Genomic DNA, 16,722 nt, shown 5'->3' with positions numbered 1-16,722 from the left:
AACGATCTTCTCCAGTCGCCGGATAATTTCCGAATGCTCCGTCTCGGCGATGCCGCCGCCGTTATCCGCGATCTCGATGATCAAATCGTTTCCTTCGCTATAGGCGCTTACGATAATGGCCGCATGCCCGCCTCTGGGTTCGACGGCGTACTTTACCGCGTTCTCGACGATCGGCTGCAGCGTCAGCTTGATCAGCAGGCAAGGATGGAACCGGGGATCGACCGCGATGCGGCTTTGAAACTTCTTGGGAAAACGAATATGCGTAATTTCAAGGTACTTTTCAAGAACGGCCAGTTCTTCTTTCAGCGTGACCTCTTTATCCGAAATTTTGGCCGTATAGCGGTATACGTCCGCCAGATTGCCGGCCATGCTCACGACCAGCTCGTCGTTGTTGAGGAGGGCGATGCTCTTGATGACGTCCAGCGAATTGTACAGCAGATGGGGATTGATCTGGTTTTGCAGCGCCTGAATATACGCCTCCCTTTGGCGTAAGCGTCCTTGAAGCTCCTCCAGCTTCAAATCCGAAATTGTGCTTAGCTGCTCGTCCAGTTGCTCGACCATCTTGTTGAAGCTGTAATTCAGCTTCATGAATTCATTGTTGCCCGAATGGAATTCGGCCCGGGTATGGTAATTTCCCTGAAACACCTTGTCCATCTTGCGCTTCAGGTGCAGTACCGGACGAATGAACAAACCGGACGCCAACGGCACGAGAAAAACGATCATCGCGGCGATCAGCACGAAAGAGACGACCGTAACGTTCCTCGCAGCGTATAGCCCGCTGGCCATCTCGTCGAACGGAACGATGGAGACGATTCTCCAGCCCGACAGATTCAGGCTGCTGGTCGAGACCAGCATGCTCGTGCCGCCCAGCGATTGTCGGCTGACCCCGCCATCCGCCGGCATTCGGAGCACGCTCAGAGGGGTCTCCGCAAGCTTGAGACCTCGCCACTCCTTCGTCGGGTGATACACGATCGTATCGTTTTCGGACACCATTAAAAAATGTCCCGTCTGTCCCAGCTTCGACCGTTCGAAAATCGCCTCGATCTCGCTCAGATTAAAGTCGATGATAATCGACCCGATCGGTTCCAGCGTGCCGGTGCTGTATACCGGATTGATAATCGTAATGACTGACATGCCGAGAATTTGCGGATACGTAATTTCGTGCGTCGGAATGAGGATGCGTTCGCGGGAAAAAGAGACCTCGAACCAAGGCTCGTCCTGCGCCTCGATCGAGGTAAAATAAGAACTTCTCATCGCCAGCACTCTTCTGTCCGCCGATTTCAAAAACATTCCTGTAATTTCCGCATAATTCAGGGCTACATAACGGCTGAGCTGGGATTGGATTTCGTCCTGCTCGAAATTGGTCAGCGGGTCGCCCTCGTACCAGCGCTGAAAAAGCTGCGTATTCGTAAAGGTTCTCGTCGCCTTGGACAGCTGGCCGAAGTAAAACTCCATATGGTGGTTTAAACGCTTCGTCGCTTCCTCCGTTACCGTATGGAAATCCTGCTTGACGGCGCTGCTGTAGTTGTAATGGGAAAGCATGCCCATGAGAACGACCGAGGCGAGACTGATCGTCATGAACAACACGACCATGCTCACTTTAATAGAAAATTTCATCCAGTACTTTCTCATAGCCCCATTCCTTTGCGGTACTCGTTCGGAGACCATCCGGTTATGTTCTTGAATACCCGGTTGAAATAGGGCACCGAGGAAAACCCGACGATCTCGGCCACCTGATAAATTTTCAAATCGGGCTCCAGCAGCAGCTTCTTCGCCTTGTCGATGCGAATCTGGTTTAAATAATTGACGAAGGAATCGTCCGTGCTTTGCTTGAACAGCGCGCTGAAATGAGAAACGCTAAGCCCGACGTAATCCGCGATCTGGGACAGGCTGATTTCCTGCATGTAATGCTTCTCCGCGTAATCGCATGCTTTCTTCATGACGAGCCGCACGGATTTGTTCTCGTTGGCCGTCCGTCCGAGGCGGCACCATTGCTCCGTCAGCTTCTGGATCCGCTGCTTTAGTTCCTCCTCGCTTCCGTCCGCCGAGGCGATCTTCTCGTAGCTCGGATAGAAGTACTCCAGCAGAACGTCCAGCTTGCCGGCCAGGATACGAAGCAGTCCCAGCTTGGAGCTGGGATGGCTTTTCCGATTGCCGGCGATCGATTTCATCAGGGCCGACAGTTCCGAATGGATCTGGTCCACGTCCATGTCTTGAAGATGATTAACGAAGGACTGAACGGCCATCAATTGCTCGTGAACCGGGGACAGCATCTCCAGCCGATAGATCGAGCGTTCCAAGGCTTCCTTCAGCGTCTCCTGCCGGATCGGCTTAAGCACGTACTCGGACACTCCGTATCGAATACCCTGCTGAGCGTAGCCGAAATTGTCGTAGCCGCTGATGATGATGCTGATGATCGGAAATTTGATCTCGTCGATTTGTTTAAGCAAGGAAAGCCCATCCAGCTTGGGCATCATGATATCGGTAATCAAAACGGTCGGACACAGCTCCTGAATCAGGTTCCAGGCTTCGGCGCCGTTATCGGCCTCGCCGACTACCTTGAAGCCTCCGCCGATGCGGTCGATCATTTCCACGATGCCGCTGCGGACCCAATGCTCGTCCTCGGCCACCAACACATGATACACGGGATACCCCTCCTTCCTATCCTAACGAAAAATCTGCCCCGCTCCCGGATGGCTCCGTTTACGGGGCAGCGCCTATTTCGTGCGGGCAATCCACTCGCTCTTCGGATCTTCGATCGCCCGTCGCGAGAACCCTCCGGTATCGGCCCACCACGCTTCCACTGTCTGCCGCAGACGCAGCCTCTCCTCGTCGAACTCCGGTCGGCCGGCTACGTTGCGGATTTCGTCGGGATCCGCTTGCAGATCGTACATCTCCTCGAGATCGTCCTCCAAATAATACACGTACTTCCATTCCCGCGTCTGGATGCCGATCATCGGATGACGGCCCCAATAAGCTTTGTAATGCTCGAAGAAAACCCGTTCGTCCTTCGGCGGCTCCGATCGATCAAGAAGCTCCAGCAGCGAGCCTCCCTCGCAAGCTTCGGGCACCGCGATTCCTGCCGCGTCCAGCAGCGTCCCCGCGATCGCCGCGGTAGAGACGAGATCGGGGATGACGTTACGTTTCGGTTCGGCTCCGGGAAGCTTGAGGAGGAGAGGCACGTTATAAAGCTCTTTGTACGGGAGAACCCCCTTTAAGCGCAAACGATGCGCTCCCTGCATATCGCCATGGTCGCTCGTGAAGAGGATCGCCGTATTAGAAAGCAGGTTCTTGGCTTCCAGCTTATCCATAATGCGCCCCAAATAAGCGTCCATCAGCATCAGCATGGCTCTATAACGCTGGGCGTCGCGACGCACGAGCTCTTCGGTAAGATCGGATTCCCCCTTCTGCGAGCGCTCTCGTTGAAAAGGCGGCTTGCCGGATAAATCGTCTTTATAGAAGCTCTCCGGAATCGGCATCTCCTCCTGCGGGAATCGATCCGCGTAGCGTTCGATCAGCTCGAAGGGGTGATCGACCGGGGCATTCGGATGAGGCATGTACCAGTTCAGCTTCAGGAAGAAGGGCTTGGAGCCGTCGTAATCCTCCAAGTAGTTCAGCGTCTGGGCGGTCGAACGGGCGTCTTTATGGCTGTGGAACCGAGGATCGGGATTCGCCCCCTCCTGCTCCGTTCCGTCCGTCCGGTAGTCGGTAATCCGAAATTCATGATCCGCCGGGGACAAGCCGAGATGCCACTTGCCGAAATAAACCGTTTCGTAGCCCGCCTGATTGAACTCCTTGGCGATGCTCCAATCGTGCGGATCCAGCACATGTCCGATCTGATAGACGCCCACCTGATGCGGAAACTTCCCGGTCATCCAGGTCGCCCGCGACGGCGTGCACTGCGCCGAAGTGCTGATCGCTCCCGTGAATCGCACCGATCGTTCGAGCAGTCGATCCAGATTCGGCGTGAAATAGCTCGGATCGACGCATCCTATGGCGTTCGCCTGCTGCTGGTCCGTTGAAATCATGATGACGTTTCTCATAAGATCACCTCGTCTTGTTGCGTTTTCTTCAGTGTAAGCCAAGGCATCGAACCGCACATTGTACAATACCATGATTTCTTATCTGTGAACAAACAAATATATAAAAAACCGGATCCTCTGCAAGAGAAATCCGGTTTCCGCTTGAACCCCTGAGCGGTTTCCGTTAGCCAACCGCAATTTCTTCGAATTCGTTCTCCCGCCCGTATTCCTGAATTCTCAGTACGCGATCGCATATCGCCTCGATATCCGCCTGATCGTGAGAGACGAGCAGACAGGTGATGTTCGCCTTCTGCAGAATTTGCCTGAGCTCGCTGCGAATAGAAGCCTTCAAATGGGCGTCCAGGCTGCTGAAAGGCTCATCCATCAGAAGTACGGAAGGCTGCGGGGCAAGCGCTCTGGCCAATGCGACCCGCTGCTGCTGTCCTCCGCTAAGCTCGTGCGGATAACGCTTCGCGTATTCCTTCATCTGCACAAGCTCCATCATCTGTTCCAACCGCAGGAGACGCATCGATCTCTTGAGCTTGTGCAGCCCGAAGACGATATTATCGGCGACGGTCATATTCGGGAACAAGGCATAGTCTTGAAACACCATGCCGACGCCGCGTTGTTCGGGCTCAAGAAAGACGCGCTCGTTCGTCAGCAAGCGGCCGTCGACGGAAATACTGCCGCTTTCCGGCATTTCAAGCCCCGCAATCAGCCTGAGAAGCGTACTCTTCCCGCTGCCGCTGGCTCCCAGAACGCCTACGATTTCGCCGCGGGTCACGGTGAACGACAGCTTGTCGATCACTGCCGGCTGCCTGCCGGAAAAGCGGAACGTAATCTGTTCAACCGCAACATAAGCCATAGGGTCATCTCCTTTCCGGTCTTAACAGGATCAGTACGGACACCAGTCCGATCATCACGAGCAGCAACGACGGCAGAGCTGCGTCGAATACGCGTTCGTCCGTAGCATATTGATAGGCGCGGGTCGATAACGTGTCGTAATTGAACGGCCTGAGCAGCAGCGTAAGCGGCAGCTCCTTGATGATCTCCACGAAGGTCAGCACGAAACCGCTAAGCAGCGATCCTTTGATCAGCGGAAGCTCCACCCGAAGGAACGTGAACAGACTGCTTCTGCCGAGCGTCCGCGAAGCCTCCGAATAGACCCTCGGCATTTTCTCGTACCCTGCTTCCAAGGCGCCGTATCCCGTTGCCATGAAGCGAATGACATAACCGGTCAAGAGCATGGCCAGCGACAAGCTGAGCACGAGCGCCCCGTCGTCTTTGCCCATCGCTCTGTAGAGCGGAGCAAGCCGTCCATCCAGCTCGATAAAAATGGCCAATACGCCAATGGCCACGATGGCGCCGGGAACGGAGTATCCCGCCGACATCATACGAGATAGAGCCTGCATGAAGGGAGAATCGAACATTCTCGCCGCCCGGGAGGAGACAATCGCGATCAGCAGAATGATTGCCGTTCCGATCCCGGCTCCCTTGATCGTGTTCGCGATCAGATCGGCGAAGTCGGAACGCCATATTTTACCGCCATACTGAATCGACCATGCCGCCAATTGAGCGATCGGGATCGCGAAGGCCAACAAAAAAATAACCGTACAAAACGCAGCGGCCCCCCAGGCTGCCAACCCTTTCAATCGTTGCGGTCTAAGGGGATGACTTCGGCTTGTCGTGCTCGCGTAACGCTTGCTTCGCCGCAGCCAGCGTTCGATCATGAAGAGACCAATGACGCCGATCATAAGCCAAGCCGCCATTTTCATGGCCGAATCTACATCGTACATCCCGAACCAGGTTTGAAAAATAGCCGTCGACACCGTCTGAACGCCGAAATAATTGGCTACCCCGTAATCGCTGAGCACCTCGAAGACGACCAACATGACGCCCGCCATAACGGCAGGTCTGGACAGCGGGAGCACGACCCTGAAAAAAACGGAAATCGGCTTGTGCCCTAGCAGCCTCGCGTTTTCAATAAATGAAGCGCTCTGGCGCTCCAGGAAAACCCGGGTCATCATGAAAATATACGGGAACAGAAACAGCGTCAATATGAAAATGGCTCCGCGATCCGACATGACCTCGATCGTTCCCGGCGGCAGCGCGACATCGAAGCGATTGCGCAGCGTCGCTTGAATAATGCCCGTGTAACCGGTCATCGAGCTGTAGGTATAGGCCGCTATATAGGGCGGAACGGCGAGCGGCAGCACAAGCGCCCACTTGAAGAAGTTTCTAAGCGGAAACGTATATCCCGCAATAAGCCAAGCCAGCGCAACTCCGATAAAAGCGGCAAAAAAGCCGGTAAAAAACACCAGCTTGGCCGAACCCAAAACATAATCGGTAAGCAAAAATTGCTTGACCTTGCTCCAATTGTCGTTGGGCGGCCGGAACAAGCAAGCCAGCACGTAAAGGATGGGCAGCAGTACGACTGCCGCCCCGATCACGCTAGTCATCGTCCATCCGTTGACGTGCCTCCCTGCCGATCTCGGAAGCAGCGTTATCTTCATCCCTTATTTCCAGCCGACTTTATTGGCGATTTCCACGGCTTTCGGATTCAGCTCGCCGTATTTGGCAAAATCGACGTTCTGGATCTTGAACTCTCCCCAGCTCTTCAACAGTTCCGGAAGCTCCGCCTGGCCGTTTACCGGGAACTCGAAATTGGCCTGCGAAATTTTCGATTGCGCTTCCGCGCCGGTCAGAAACTCCAACAGCTTGACGGCGTTGTCTTTATTTTTGCTATGCTTGATAAGTCCCGCGCCGCTGATGTTGATGTGGGTTCCCGTCGTCTGCTGATTCGGGAAGAACACCCCGATTTGCTCTGCAACCTTCACTTCTTCGGCATCCTGGGAAGCTGCCAGCTGTCCAACGTAATAAGTGTTCATAATCCCGACATCGCCAACGCCGGCAACGATCGCCTTCGCCTGATCTCGGTCGCCGCCCTCCGGTTCCCGCGCCAGGTTCGCCGCAATGCCGGCCGCCCAGGCTTCCGCTTCTTTCTCGCCCATGATCGCGATAAAGGAAGCCAGCATCGACTGGTTGTACAGGTTTGTCGCCGATCTTACAAGAACCTTGCCCTTCCATTTATCCTCGGCAAGATCTTCGTAAGTGGACAGTTGAGCCGGATCGACACGATCCTTGGCGTATACGATAACGCGTGCGCGCGTGGATAAGCCAATCCATTGACTTTCCTTATCGCGCAGCTCGGCAGGCACTTGTTCGTCGACAACGCCGGATACGATCGGCTGCAGAACGTCCTCCGCCTTGGCCGAGTTCAGAATGCCGCCGTCTACCGTAATGAACAGGTCGGCAGGCGTGCTCGAGCCTTCGCGCTTGATGCGCTCGATCAATTCCGGAGCTTTGCCTTCTACCACGTTGACTGTAATGCCCGTTTGCTTCGTAAACCTATCGTATAATTCCTGATCCACATCATAGTGGCGAGCTGTATAAATATTAACTTCGCCGCCCGTTTGGGACGGCTCCGGACTGGCTGTATTGGCCGGCGTCTCCGTCTGCGTTTGCGTTTGTGTCGGACTAGGGGAAGCTTCGCCGGAATTGCCCGGTTTCGAATTGTTGGCGCCGCATCCCGCCAGAAGCGTTGCGACCATAAGAAAAGCAACGAGTAAAATCGAATTGCGTTTGCTGAACATCTTTCTTTTCCTCCTCTTGTTAGCCATAAGCGACAACGATATTCATTCTCATTAATTCATCAAAATAAAACGCCCTTAGGCTTTGATAATGAATATCATTATTAGTCGATCTGCCTATTTCTCATTTTAGCAACCGAAAATGAGAAAATACTGTGAAAGAAAATCTTTGTTCGCAAATGCAACGATCCGCTCCCTTATTCCCAACCGGCTCTCTGGAAAATTTCCTTCGCCTGCTCATAAAACTGGCCGAGACCCGCGATATCCACCGGCTGCCGCTTGAAGCCCTGCCAGCTCCTCAACCATTCGGGCATATCGGCTTCTGCGTTTACCGGGAACTCGTAGCTCATCATCGCAAGCATTGTTTGCCCTTCCGCGCCCGTCAGAAATTCGATCAGCTTCAGCGCGTTCTCTTTATTGGGAGCATGCTTGGACAAGCCGATTCCGCTAATGTTCACATGGGTTCCCGTCGTTTGCTGATTCGGAAAAACAATTCCCAGCTTCTTCGCTGCTTCCAGTTCCGTCAGGTCGTTAGAGTTCAGCATTTGGCCGATGTAGTACGTATTCATGATAGCCACATCCCCAACCTTCGCCGCGATTGCCATGACCTGATCTTTGTCTCCCCCTTCCGGAGCGCGGGCAAAATTCCGGACGATCCCTTCCGCCCACTTGGCGGCCTCCCGCTCTCCATGCAGACCGATAAATGAGGCCAGCAGAGACCGGTTGTACAGACTCGATGACGACCGAACCAGCACCTTCCCTCTCCAGCGCTCGCCTGTCAAAGCTTCGTAGGACGACAGGTCCTCCGGGTTTACGCGATCTTTGGCATACACAAGCACCCTGGAGCGGGTGGAAATTCCCGTCCAATAGCCGTCCGGGTCGCGCCACTCCGCAGGCACATTCCGTTTCACGGCTTCGGACTCTATCGGTTGCAGCACTCCGCTTTCCTTCGCCATATGAAGGATTCCGCCATCGACGGAGACAAACAGATCCGCGGACGAGCGTTCCCCCTCCCGTTCCATACGCTCTATAAGCTCCTCCGCCGTTCCCTTGACCTCATGGATTTGAATGCCTGTCCGCCGCGTGAATTCCTGATATATCGCGGAATCCACCTGATAATGCCTCGCCGTGAAGACATTGACGATCTTCCGGTTGCCCGCGAGTTCCTCCTGCCTCTTGCCCGCGCAGGACAAGCACACGGTTACGAGCAGGGTAGATACGGCCGCCAGCAGAAATCCGCGTTTAACCCTTTGTTTCATTCGATCTCACCTCCCGACGAATCCTCATAAGCACGGCATGCGAACGAGACCGTTACGGTCGTTCCTTCGAACTCCTGGCTTCGGATCGTCATATGGCCGTTGTAGCGTTCGACCAGCCGCTTGGCGATCGCCAGGCCGAGCCCCGTTCCCCCCTGCTTTCGGCTTCGCGCCTTGTCCACCCGGTAGAAACGGTCCGTCACGAACGGCAGGTCTTTCTCGGGAATGCCTACTCCGTTGTCCGCAATCTCGAACACCGCCGTTTCGTCGCGTACGGAGCCCGTAACCCGGACAGGGGAGCCGACTTCCGAATATTTCACCGCATTGTCCAGCAGAATCGTCATCATTTGCTCCAGATGTCTCTCCGCAACGACGACCTCCCGATCCGCGAAGCCCGTCAGCTTCGTTTCGAACGTATACTGCGGATGCAGCTGCTCCCATTGTCCGACAATGTTGAGAATCGTCCGATCCGCCCGCACCGTGACTTCATCGGCTGCAAGCCCGTCCTTCTCCGTTCTGGTGAGCGTAAGCAGATCCTGCACGAGCGCTTTAATCCGGGTGAGCTCGTGATAGGAAATGTTCAAAGACTCCTCCAAAGTTTCGGGATCATGCTTGCCCCAGCTCAGCAGCAAGGACAAATGACCGTCCATAATGGCAATCGGCGTGCGCAGCTCATGCGAGGCGTCCTCGACGAACTGGCTTTGCTGGGAAAAAGAGCGCTCGACTTGATCCATCATCTCGTTAAAAATTTTCATCAGCGCAGTCATCTCGTCCTCTTTGTCAGGAACGGCGATCCGTTCCTGAACCCCTTTGCGTTCGACGTCCCTCATCGTCTGGGCCATCAGCTGAAGCGGCTTCAGCAATTGCCGGGCCAGCAAGCCGCCTCCCAGACCGCTCAGCACGACGGCCCCCAGGCCGGAAAACAGGAACACCCGCAAAATCGCTTCCGTCAGCCTTTGGAACTGATCTATGTTTCTCACGATCTCGACCGTTCCATGAAACGAATGAATCGTAATCGGACTCCTGATTACGAGCAAGGAGTGTCCGGCATGGTCGGTAACGACGATTTCGGTCTCCGACTTGACCTCGGGAGCGATCCACTCTTCCGGGATCCCGTCGGATACCGCGATCACCTTGTCGCCATGCTGGTCGATGATCCGAATCATTTGATCGCTCTGGTTCTTCTTGTCCAGATAGCTCCGATTGCGCAGCAGCTCGTCTTCGGCGAAGCCGGCTTCCCTTTCCAGCAGCCCATTTAGAACCTCGTTCATGTTTTGCCGCGCCTGCTTCTTCTCCTGGGCCATCATCCATTTCTCGACATACACGTACTGAACGGTATTGTAGGCAACGAACAGCACGAAAATGAGAAACGCCGACCATAAGGTCAACATCCACTTGAACGGCATGCGCGACAGCGTTCGCTTCAAGGACGGAAGGTTCATGGCTTCATCGCGTAGCCGATGCCGCGCAACGTTTGAATGTAGCTGGGCTGTTCCGGGTCGTTGATTTTATTGCGCAAATATCGGATGTACACGTCAACGACATTCGTATCCACCACCGCTTCGAAGCCCCATACTTTATTGAGAAGCGCCTCCCTGCTCATTGCGCGATTGGCGTTTTCCATCAGTGCGACCAGCAAATCGAACTCTCGCTTGGTTAACCCGATTTCAACTTCCCCCCGCTTGGCGATCCGCAAATCGACGTTGACGGACAAATCCCGAAATGTAAGGAGCGCTTGCGAGGATTCATGACTGTCCTCCTGTCTTCTTGAAATCACTCTCATCCGGGCTTTCAGCTCTTCGATGGCAAACGGCTTGGGCATATAATCGTCAGCTCCGCAATCCAACCCCGCTACGCGGTCCGTAATGCTGTCTCTGGCCGTCAGCATAATAACGGGCGTTTTCTTGAGCGCGCGAATTTTCCGGCATATCTCCAGTCCGTCCAGCTTCGGGAGCATCAGATCCAGCAAAATAAAGTCCCATTCCTCGCCAAGCGCTAGATGAAGCCCCGTTAACCCGTCATAAGCCAAAACCACTTCGTTTCCTTCGCGGCGCAGCTCCATTTCGACGAACCGCGAAAGATGCTGCTCGTCTTCTATGAATAAAATCCGCTTCATTTCGTCCGATTCCTCTCCGTACAAGCATCCGAATCTCTTTGCTATGAACATTAGTATAGCATACAGATTCCGTAGCGAGAATCATTATCAAGCAGCGACGAATGCGTCCGGACTGCATACTTCCTGCATTTGAAGGCTCGGCCCTTTGCAAGGTACACAAGTAAGCCGGGGAGGATGGTTCCAGCACAATCCGCGGAGCGCTGCCCATCTCGATCCGTTTGGGTAATCGTACGCGCCCTGTAGATTTTTTAAGCGGAAACTCCGTCTTAAATTCGCCTTCGCACCCTTTTTGAGCGATTTAAAGCGGATTTCCCGCTCTATTTCCGTAATTCTCCTGTTTCGGGAAAATTAAAGCGGGTTTTCCGTTCTATTTCGGCTTATCTTCCCCATTCGACAAAATTAGCGCGGGTTTTCCGCTCAATACGGTGCGACCCCCTTCTTCCTCCCTTCAACGATAAGAGTAAGAAAATAGCCATCGGGGTTCTTGAGACGGTGAAAGGTTCTTGAGACGGTGAAAGGTTCTTGAGACGGTGAAAGGTCCTTGAAACGGCGAAGGCGCTTTGTCGAGACGATTCAGACAAGACAAACGGTCGATTTTAACCTTGCTGAATCGTGAACAGAGGGGTAAAGCCTAGGGAGAAGGAATGGCTTCCCCTTCGTCCCTGGAGAGTTTATTTGCTTTGAAGCTCGGGTTTCCGAGAGCTATTCGTCCGCCGACGCTGAGCCTCGAACAAAAGCACCGTAGCCGCCATGGCGACGTTAAGAGACTCCGCCCGACCGGTCATCGGAATAATTACATTCGTATGCACGAATGCGCTTGTCTCCGAAGACAGGCCGGCGCCTTCGTTGCCGAAGACGAGCCAGACGCTGCCCGCCGCGAAATCGTACTCGTAGCAGGAAGACGCCGCCTGCAAGCTTGTGCCGACGATGGCGGCGCCGTGATCGGCCGCCCGCGGCAGCGCCTCTGCCAAATCCGCCTCCAACACGGGAACGTGGAACAGCGCCCCCATCGTCGCCCGGATCGTCTTCGGGTTGTACAGGTCGGCCGTCCCTTTGCCCAGTACGACGGCCGTCGCCCCGCTGGCGGCGGCGCTGCGGACGATCGTGCCTACGTTGCCGGGATCCTGCACGCCGTCCAGAACCGCGACCAATGCGCGCTCTTCTTTATACAGCGACTCCGCATCGGGAGGACGCTTAAGCGCCACGGCGAAGATCGGCTGAGGCGTCCCCGTCTCGCTGCACTTGGCGATAATGTCGGGCGACACGGGAATCCACTTCGTCTCCGGCCCCGTCCCTGCCGTCCCGATGCAGCCGTCTTCCCCTTTGTACGTTTCGAATTGAGCCAATACCCCCGAGCCCTCGTCGAAAGCGACGATTTCAAGGGGCCAGCCGGCTTCCAGCGCCTCCTTCACGAGGTGGATGCCCTCCAGCAGAAATTTGCCTTCCCGCTCCCGGTATTTCCGTTCCGAAAGCTTGGCCCATTCCTTCACGCGAGGATTGGAAGTCGAGCTCAAATAAGGTTCAAAGTTCCGCATACGCCTGCTCCAGCTTCGTTAATTGATCGTTCTTGCCTACGATGACGAGTACGTCGTCGCGAATAAGCGGCTCGTCCGCGCTCGGAGTAATGTTCATCTCCTCGCTGCGCTTCACCGCGAGCACGTTGCAATTGTATTTCTGACGAATGTCGAGCTGCTTGAGATTTTTCCCGATCATGGACGAGGGAAGCCTCATCTCCACGATGCTGTATTCTGAAGAAAGTTCGATATGCTCCAGAATGTTCGGGGAGATCAGATGATGAGCAACGCGCTGCCCCATGTCCCGCTCGGGGAACACGACTTTGTCGGCGCCAATCTTGTTGAGCACCTTGCCGTGCAGCTCGTTCTGCGCCTTTACGATAATATAGGGAACGCCGAGATCCTTCAGGATCAAGGTCGTCAATATGCTGGATTGAATGTCCTGCCCGATCGCCACGACGACGACGTCGAAGTTGCGGATTCCGAGCGAGCTCATCGATTCCTCGTCCGTCGAATCGGCGGACACCGCATGCGTGACCGTGTGCGCTACGTCCTGCACGCGCTGGGCGTTATCGTCCACGGCCAGCACCTCATACCCCATCTCCGCTAAGTACTTCGCCACGCTCGAGCCGAACCGGCCCAGGCCGATGATGGCGAACTGTTTTTTCCCGTGCGGTTTCTTGGCCAACTCCGTTCCTCCTCGCCTTCGCATCCATGCGCTCATTATATCATAATCGTTCGCGGGCATAAGCATCGAGCCGTCGGGGAAATCTATTCGGGAATCTTTTCCTACAGGAGGGCTAGTCCGTGGAATTGGACCTCAGACAAGCGATTGTTCAGCGAGTGCAAGGCAAGGAAGACACCGAATTGACCGACATCATCGAAGGCTCGATCGACTCCGAAGAGATGGCGCTGCCGGGTCTCGGCGTCCTGTTCGAGATCATCTGGAAGAACAGCACCGAAGCCACCCGGAAGAAAATGGTGACCGTGCTGCAGAAGCAGCTGCCGGCCGGCCACCCTAACCGATCCTAATCCATATCCCGCGTCTCATGCACGACCGTTCCATCGACGATCGTGCAGCGGACGACCGGGATGCCGCGTATTTTCCCCACGACGATGACGTCCGCGCGTTTGCCGATCTCCAGCGAACCGAGCGTATCTTCACGCCCCAAAGCCGCCGCCGGATTTAAGGTCGCCATATTGACCGCATGGTGCAGCGGCACGCCTTCGGACTCCAGACAGAAGATCGCATGAAGCAGCGACGCCGGATGATAGTCCGAGCATAAAATATCCGCAACGCCTTCGCGGACGGCTTCGCTCGCCTTCAAGTTGCCGTCGTGCGAGCCGCCGCGAACGATGTTGGGAGCTCCGACGCATAGGCCCATCCCTTGGGCGGAAGCGAATCGGGCGGTATCCAGGTTCAACGGAAACTCCGACACCGTCGCCCCGAAACCGAGCGAACGTTCCACCGCCTCCGCCGTGTCGTCGTCGTGAGAGGCGACGGCGATGCCGGCCGCGCGGGCCTGCGCCGTGAGCGCTTTAAGCTTGCTCCAATCGACCCGGCTTCTTCTCTCCTGCAATTCCTCCACGATCGCCGCGACTTCGTCGACTCCGACTCCTTGATTTTTCATCACGTATCGTTCGAACGCGCCCGGCCGGTGATATTGGCCCTGACCCGGCGCATGGTCCATCAAGGACAAGTAATCGAGCAGCCCTTCGGACAACAGCCGCCGCGCCAGCTCGAAGCCGGTCAGATGGGACACCTCGTACCGCAAATGCACGCCATGGCGGATCATCGCCCTCTCCTTGCGCATGGCGGCGATCAGCTCGATCATCTCCCCGACGAGATGCTCGCCCCGCAGACTTAAGCCTACGCCGAGCGACAGCGAATGCAGCATCGTCGTGATGCCGTGTCCGGCCAGCTTGCGCTCGAACTGCAGGAACGCCATCTCCATCGGAAACAGCGTATTGGGCCGCGGCTCGATCTCCTTCTCGATCGCATCGCAATGCAGATCGACGAGACCGGGCAGCACCCAGCAGCCTTCCGCATCGATGTCCGCCGAATCGCCTGCACTCCCGCCGGCTCCGTCTATCGCCGCGATGATCCCGTCCTCAATCGTCAAATCCCCTTGGCTTACGCCGTCCGGACGGACGACGAGACCGCCCCTGATCGCCAACCGTTTGCCCATCGCGCTTCCGCCTTCTTCCTCTACAGGTTATAAAAGAGCCCGACGCCCCTCAAGGCGACAGGCTCCCGTCGAATGTTCCGTTAAGGAGCGACTTCCAGGAATTGCAGTTCAGGCATCCGCTCCATCGCCGTGCGCATCGCGTACTCGTTCTCGAACAGGGCGACGTCCACGTCGTTCTTGTCCTTGACGAGAATCGAATTGATGCGGAACTTCGTCGGATCGACCTTGCCGCCCACGACCCAACGCGCGAATTGGAACGGCGTGCGGAACAACTGAATGTCGACGCCGTATTCGTTCTTCATCCGGTATTCGAACACCTCGAACTGAAGCTGCCCGACGACGCCGAGATACGTGTCCTCGAACGCGCCCACCGAACGGAACACCTGCACCATGCCTTCCTCGGTCAGCTGATCCAGCCCTTTCAGATATTGCTTCTGTTTCAGCGCGTTTTTGATCGATACTTTGGAGAAAATTTCCGGAGAAAACGTCGGCAGCTCGTTGAACACGACGTCGCGTCCTTCGCTCAAGCTGTCGCCGATGCGGAAAACGCCCGGATCGAACAAGCCGATAATATCGCCCGGGTACGCCGTCTCGACAATATCGCGGTCCTGCGCCAAAAACTGCTGCGGCTGAGACAGCTTGATCTCCTTGCCCGCGCGAACGTGACGGACGCTCATTCCGCGCTGGAATTTCCCCGAGCAGATGCGCAGGAACGCAATTCGGTCGCGGTGCGCCGGGTTCATGTTGGCCTGAATCTTGAAGATGTAGCCGGAAAACTTCTCTTCCTCCGGAGCGACCGTGCCGTCGGTCGTCTTGCGCTCGGTCGGCTGCGGAGCCAGCTCCAGGAAGTTCTCGAGGAACGTCTGCACCCCGAAGTTGTTGACCGCGCTGCCGAAAAACACCGGAGTCAGCTGCCCCGTGCTCACCTTCTCGTAGTCGAACGAGTCGCCCGCGACGTCGAGCAGCTCCAGCTCCTGTGCCAGCTTCTCCGCCAAATAGTCGCCGGCCATCTCCTTGATGAGCGGATCGCGATAGTCGGACGTTTTGCGGACTTCGATCGCGGAGTGGTCCTTGCCCTGGAACAGCTCGACCTGGTTTTTCATCCGGTCGTATACGCCGCACAGCTCCCGGCCCATGCCGATCGGCCAGTTCATCGGCACCGAGCGGATGCCGAGCACGCGCTCGATCTCTTCGAGCAGCTCGAACGGATCTTGACCTTCGCGGTCCAGCTTATTGATAAACGTGAAAATCGGAATGCCCCGCTTGCTGCACACCTGGAACAGCTTGATCGTCTGCGCTTCCACGCCTTTGGCGACGTCGATGAGCATGACCGCGCTGTCCGCGGCCGTCAGCGTCCGGTACGTGTCTTCGCTGAAGTCTTGGTGACCCGGCGTATCGAGAATGTTCACTTGCTTGCCTTCATATTGAAATTGCATGACGGAGGACGTAACGGAAATTCCCCGCTGCTTCTCGATCTCCATCCAGTCGCTCGTTGCGTGGCGCGCCGCTTTGCGCGCTTTGACCGAGCCGGCGACGTGAATCGCCCCCCCGTACAGGAGCAGCTTCTCCGTCAAAGTCGTTTTCCCCGCATCGGGGTGGGAAATAATCGCGAAAGTACGGCGCTTCTCCACTTCCCGCCGCAATTCCTCGCTTGTCTTTTGGCTCATCCTCGGATAGTTCCCTTCACGATAAAATAACAGCTTCCATTATAGCATAACAAAAAGAACTGTCCCATAAGTCACTAGAGGACAATAACATCAAATGATCGACTCATGGACATGGGGCTGTCCCATAAGTAGGGGCGTAAAAGATTATCGATGAAAAAAAAGTGGGCATCTATCTCCTGGAGACTGCCTCATACGGTCCTGAAATTACCCTGTGACGGGTTTATCCATTCCAAATTTCAGGATCGTATAGCATCGGAGGGAGATAGATGCCCATGACATCATTCCATCGATAATCGTTCAGTACGGCT

Annotated in this window: 14 protein-coding genes; 1 reads left to right on the top strand and 13 read right to left on the bottom strand. The window is 55.6% G+C overall.

The features are described from left to right. The 11 genes from ACESLM_RS06000 to ACESLM_RS05950 all read right to left on the bottom strand — a co-directional run. A partial coding sequence (locus tag ACESLM_RS06000) for a sensor histidine kinase (protein WP_372630629.1) occupies positions 1 to 1,617 on the bottom strand: 1,617 nt, incomplete at its 3' end. Between the two features lie 11 nt (positions 1,618 to 1,628). Then, positions 1,629 to 2,645 (bottom strand): response regulator transcription factor, encoded by a 1,017-nt coding sequence (locus ACESLM_RS05995; RefSeq protein ID WP_372630627.1) that lies wholly within the window; start codon positions 2,643 to 2,645, stop codon positions 1,629 to 1,631. 72 nt (positions 2,646 to 2,717) lie between these two features. Beyond that, a complete protein-coding gene (locus ACESLM_RS05990) occupies positions 2,718 to 4,043 on the bottom strand; it encodes a sulfatase family protein (protein ID WP_372630625.1) in 1,326 nt (441 codons plus the stop codon). A gap of 163 nt (positions 4,044 to 4,206) precedes the next feature. After that, a complete protein-coding gene (locus tag ACESLM_RS05985; RefSeq protein WP_372630623.1) occupies positions 4,207 to 4,887 on the bottom strand; it encodes an ABC transporter ATP-binding protein in 681 nt (226 codons plus the stop codon). 4 nt (positions 4,888 to 4,891) lie between these two features. Further along, positions 4,892 to 6,535, bottom strand: a complete 1,644-nt coding sequence (locus ACESLM_RS05980) for an ABC transporter permease (protein WP_372630621.1) — start codon at positions 6,533 to 6,535, stop codon at positions 4,892 to 4,894. A gap of 3 nt (positions 6,536 to 6,538) precedes the next feature. Next, a complete protein-coding gene (locus ACESLM_RS05975) occupies positions 6,539 to 7,675 on the bottom strand; it encodes a Fe(3+) ABC transporter substrate-binding protein (protein WP_372630620.1) in 1,137 nt (378 codons plus the stop codon). A gap of 194 nt (positions 7,676 to 7,869) precedes the next feature. Continuing rightward, positions 7,870 to 8,931, bottom strand: a complete 1,062-nt coding sequence (locus ACESLM_RS05970; protein WP_372630618.1) for an extracellular solute-binding protein — start codon at positions 8,929 to 8,931, stop codon at positions 7,870 to 7,872. Beyond that, complete coding sequence (locus ACESLM_RS05965) at positions 8,928 to 10,370, bottom strand: HAMP domain-containing sensor histidine kinase (protein ID WP_372630616.1); 1,443 nt, start codon at positions 10,368 to 10,370, stop codon at positions 8,928 to 8,930. Before ACESLM_RS05965 ends, ACESLM_RS05970 begins: the two co-directional genes overlap by 4 nt. After that, positions 10,367 to 11,044: a response regulator transcription factor gene (locus ACESLM_RS05960; RefSeq protein WP_372630726.1), complete on the bottom strand. Its 678-nt coding sequence runs from the start codon at positions 11,042 to 11,044 to the stop codon at positions 10,367 to 10,369. The genes ACESLM_RS05965 and ACESLM_RS05960 overlap by 4 nt, the downstream gene beginning before the upstream one ends. A gap of 671 nt (positions 11,045 to 11,715) precedes the next feature. Then, positions 11,716 to 12,579 (bottom strand): TrmH family RNA methyltransferase, encoded by an 864-nt coding sequence (locus tag ACESLM_RS05955; protein WP_372630614.1) that lies wholly within the window; start codon positions 12,577 to 12,579, stop codon positions 11,716 to 11,718. Beyond that, entirely contained in the window at positions 12,566 to 13,306 is a 741-nt protein-coding gene (locus ACESLM_RS05950) for a potassium channel family protein (RefSeq protein ID WP_372630611.1), read from the bottom strand. The genes ACESLM_RS05955 and ACESLM_RS05950 overlap by 14 nt, the downstream gene beginning before the upstream one ends. A 59-nt stretch (positions 13,307 to 13,365) precedes the next feature. Between ACESLM_RS05950 and sspI the strand changes: the two genes are divergently transcribed. Beyond that, positions 13,366 to 13,590 (top strand): small acid-soluble spore protein SspI, encoded by a 225-nt coding sequence (gene sspI, locus ACESLM_RS05945; RefSeq protein ID WP_372630609.1) that lies wholly within the window; start codon positions 13,366 to 13,368, stop codon positions 13,588 to 13,590. On the opposite strand, the gene ACESLM_RS05940 is transcribed toward sspI, so the two are convergent. Then, positions 13,587 to 14,747, bottom strand: a complete 1,161-nt coding sequence (locus tag ACESLM_RS05940; RefSeq protein WP_372630607.1) for an alpha-D-ribose 1-methylphosphonate 5-triphosphate diphosphatase — start codon at positions 14,745 to 14,747, stop codon at positions 13,587 to 13,589. The two genes, sspI and ACESLM_RS05940, sit on opposite strands and share 4 nt — an antisense overlap. A gap of 80 nt (positions 14,748 to 14,827) precedes the next feature. Further along, positions 14,828 to 16,414 (bottom strand): peptide chain release factor 3, encoded by a 1,587-nt coding sequence (locus tag ACESLM_RS05935; protein ID WP_094049374.1) that lies wholly within the window; start codon positions 16,412 to 16,414, stop codon positions 14,828 to 14,830. Positions 16,415 to 16,722: the final 308 nt, after the last annotated feature.

Source organism: Cohnella sp. (assembly GCF_041641335.1).
Classification (GTDB): Bacteria; Bacillota; Bacilli; order Paenibacillales; family Paenibacillaceae; genus Cohnella.
Note: the sequence above shows the minus strand (reverse complement) of the source record. Positions and strands in the feature narration are given on the sequence as shown.

Coding starts and splice junctions, on each gene's coding strand:
- ACESLM_RS05990 (WP_372630625.1), bottom strand. CDS start 4,043: ATGAGAAACGTCATCATGATTTCAACGGACCAGCAGCAGGCGAACGCC.
- ACESLM_RS05985 (WP_372630623.1), bottom strand. CDS start 4,887: ATGGCTTATGTTGCGGTTGAACAGATTACGTTCCGCTTTTCCGGCAGG.
- ACESLM_RS05980 (WP_372630621.1), bottom strand. CDS start 6,535: ATGAAGATAACGCTGCTTCCGAGATCGGCAGGGAGGCACGTCAACGGA.
- ACESLM_RS05975 (WP_372630620.1), bottom strand. CDS start 7,675: ATGTTCAGCAAACGCAATTCGATTTTACTCGTTGCTTTTCTTATGGTC.
- ACESLM_RS05970 (WP_372630618.1), bottom strand. CDS start 8,931: ATGAAACAAAGGGTTAAACGCGGATTTCTGCTGGCGGCCGTATCTACC.
- ACESLM_RS05965 (WP_372630616.1), bottom strand. CDS start 10,370: ATGAACCTTCCGTCCTTGAAGCGAACGCTGTCGCGCATGCCGTTCAAG.
- ACESLM_RS05960 (WP_372630726.1), bottom strand. CDS start 11,044: ATGAAGCGGATTTTATTCATAGAAGACGAGCAGCATCTTTCGCGGTTC.
- ACESLM_RS05955 (WP_372630614.1), bottom strand. CDS start 12,579: ATGCGGAACTTTGAACCTTATTTGAGCTCGACTTCCAATCCTCGCGTG.
- ACESLM_RS05950 (WP_372630611.1), bottom strand. CDS start 13,306: ATGCCCGCGAACGATTATGATATAATGAGCGCATGGATGCGAAGGCGA.
- ACESLM_RS05940 (WP_372630607.1), bottom strand. CDS start 14,747: ATGGGCAAACGGTTGGCGATCAGGGGCGGTCTCGTCGTCCGTCCGGAC.
- ACESLM_RS05935 (WP_094049374.1), bottom strand. CDS start 16,414: ATGAGCCAAAAGACAAGCGAGGAATTGCGGCGGGAAGTGGAGAAGCGC.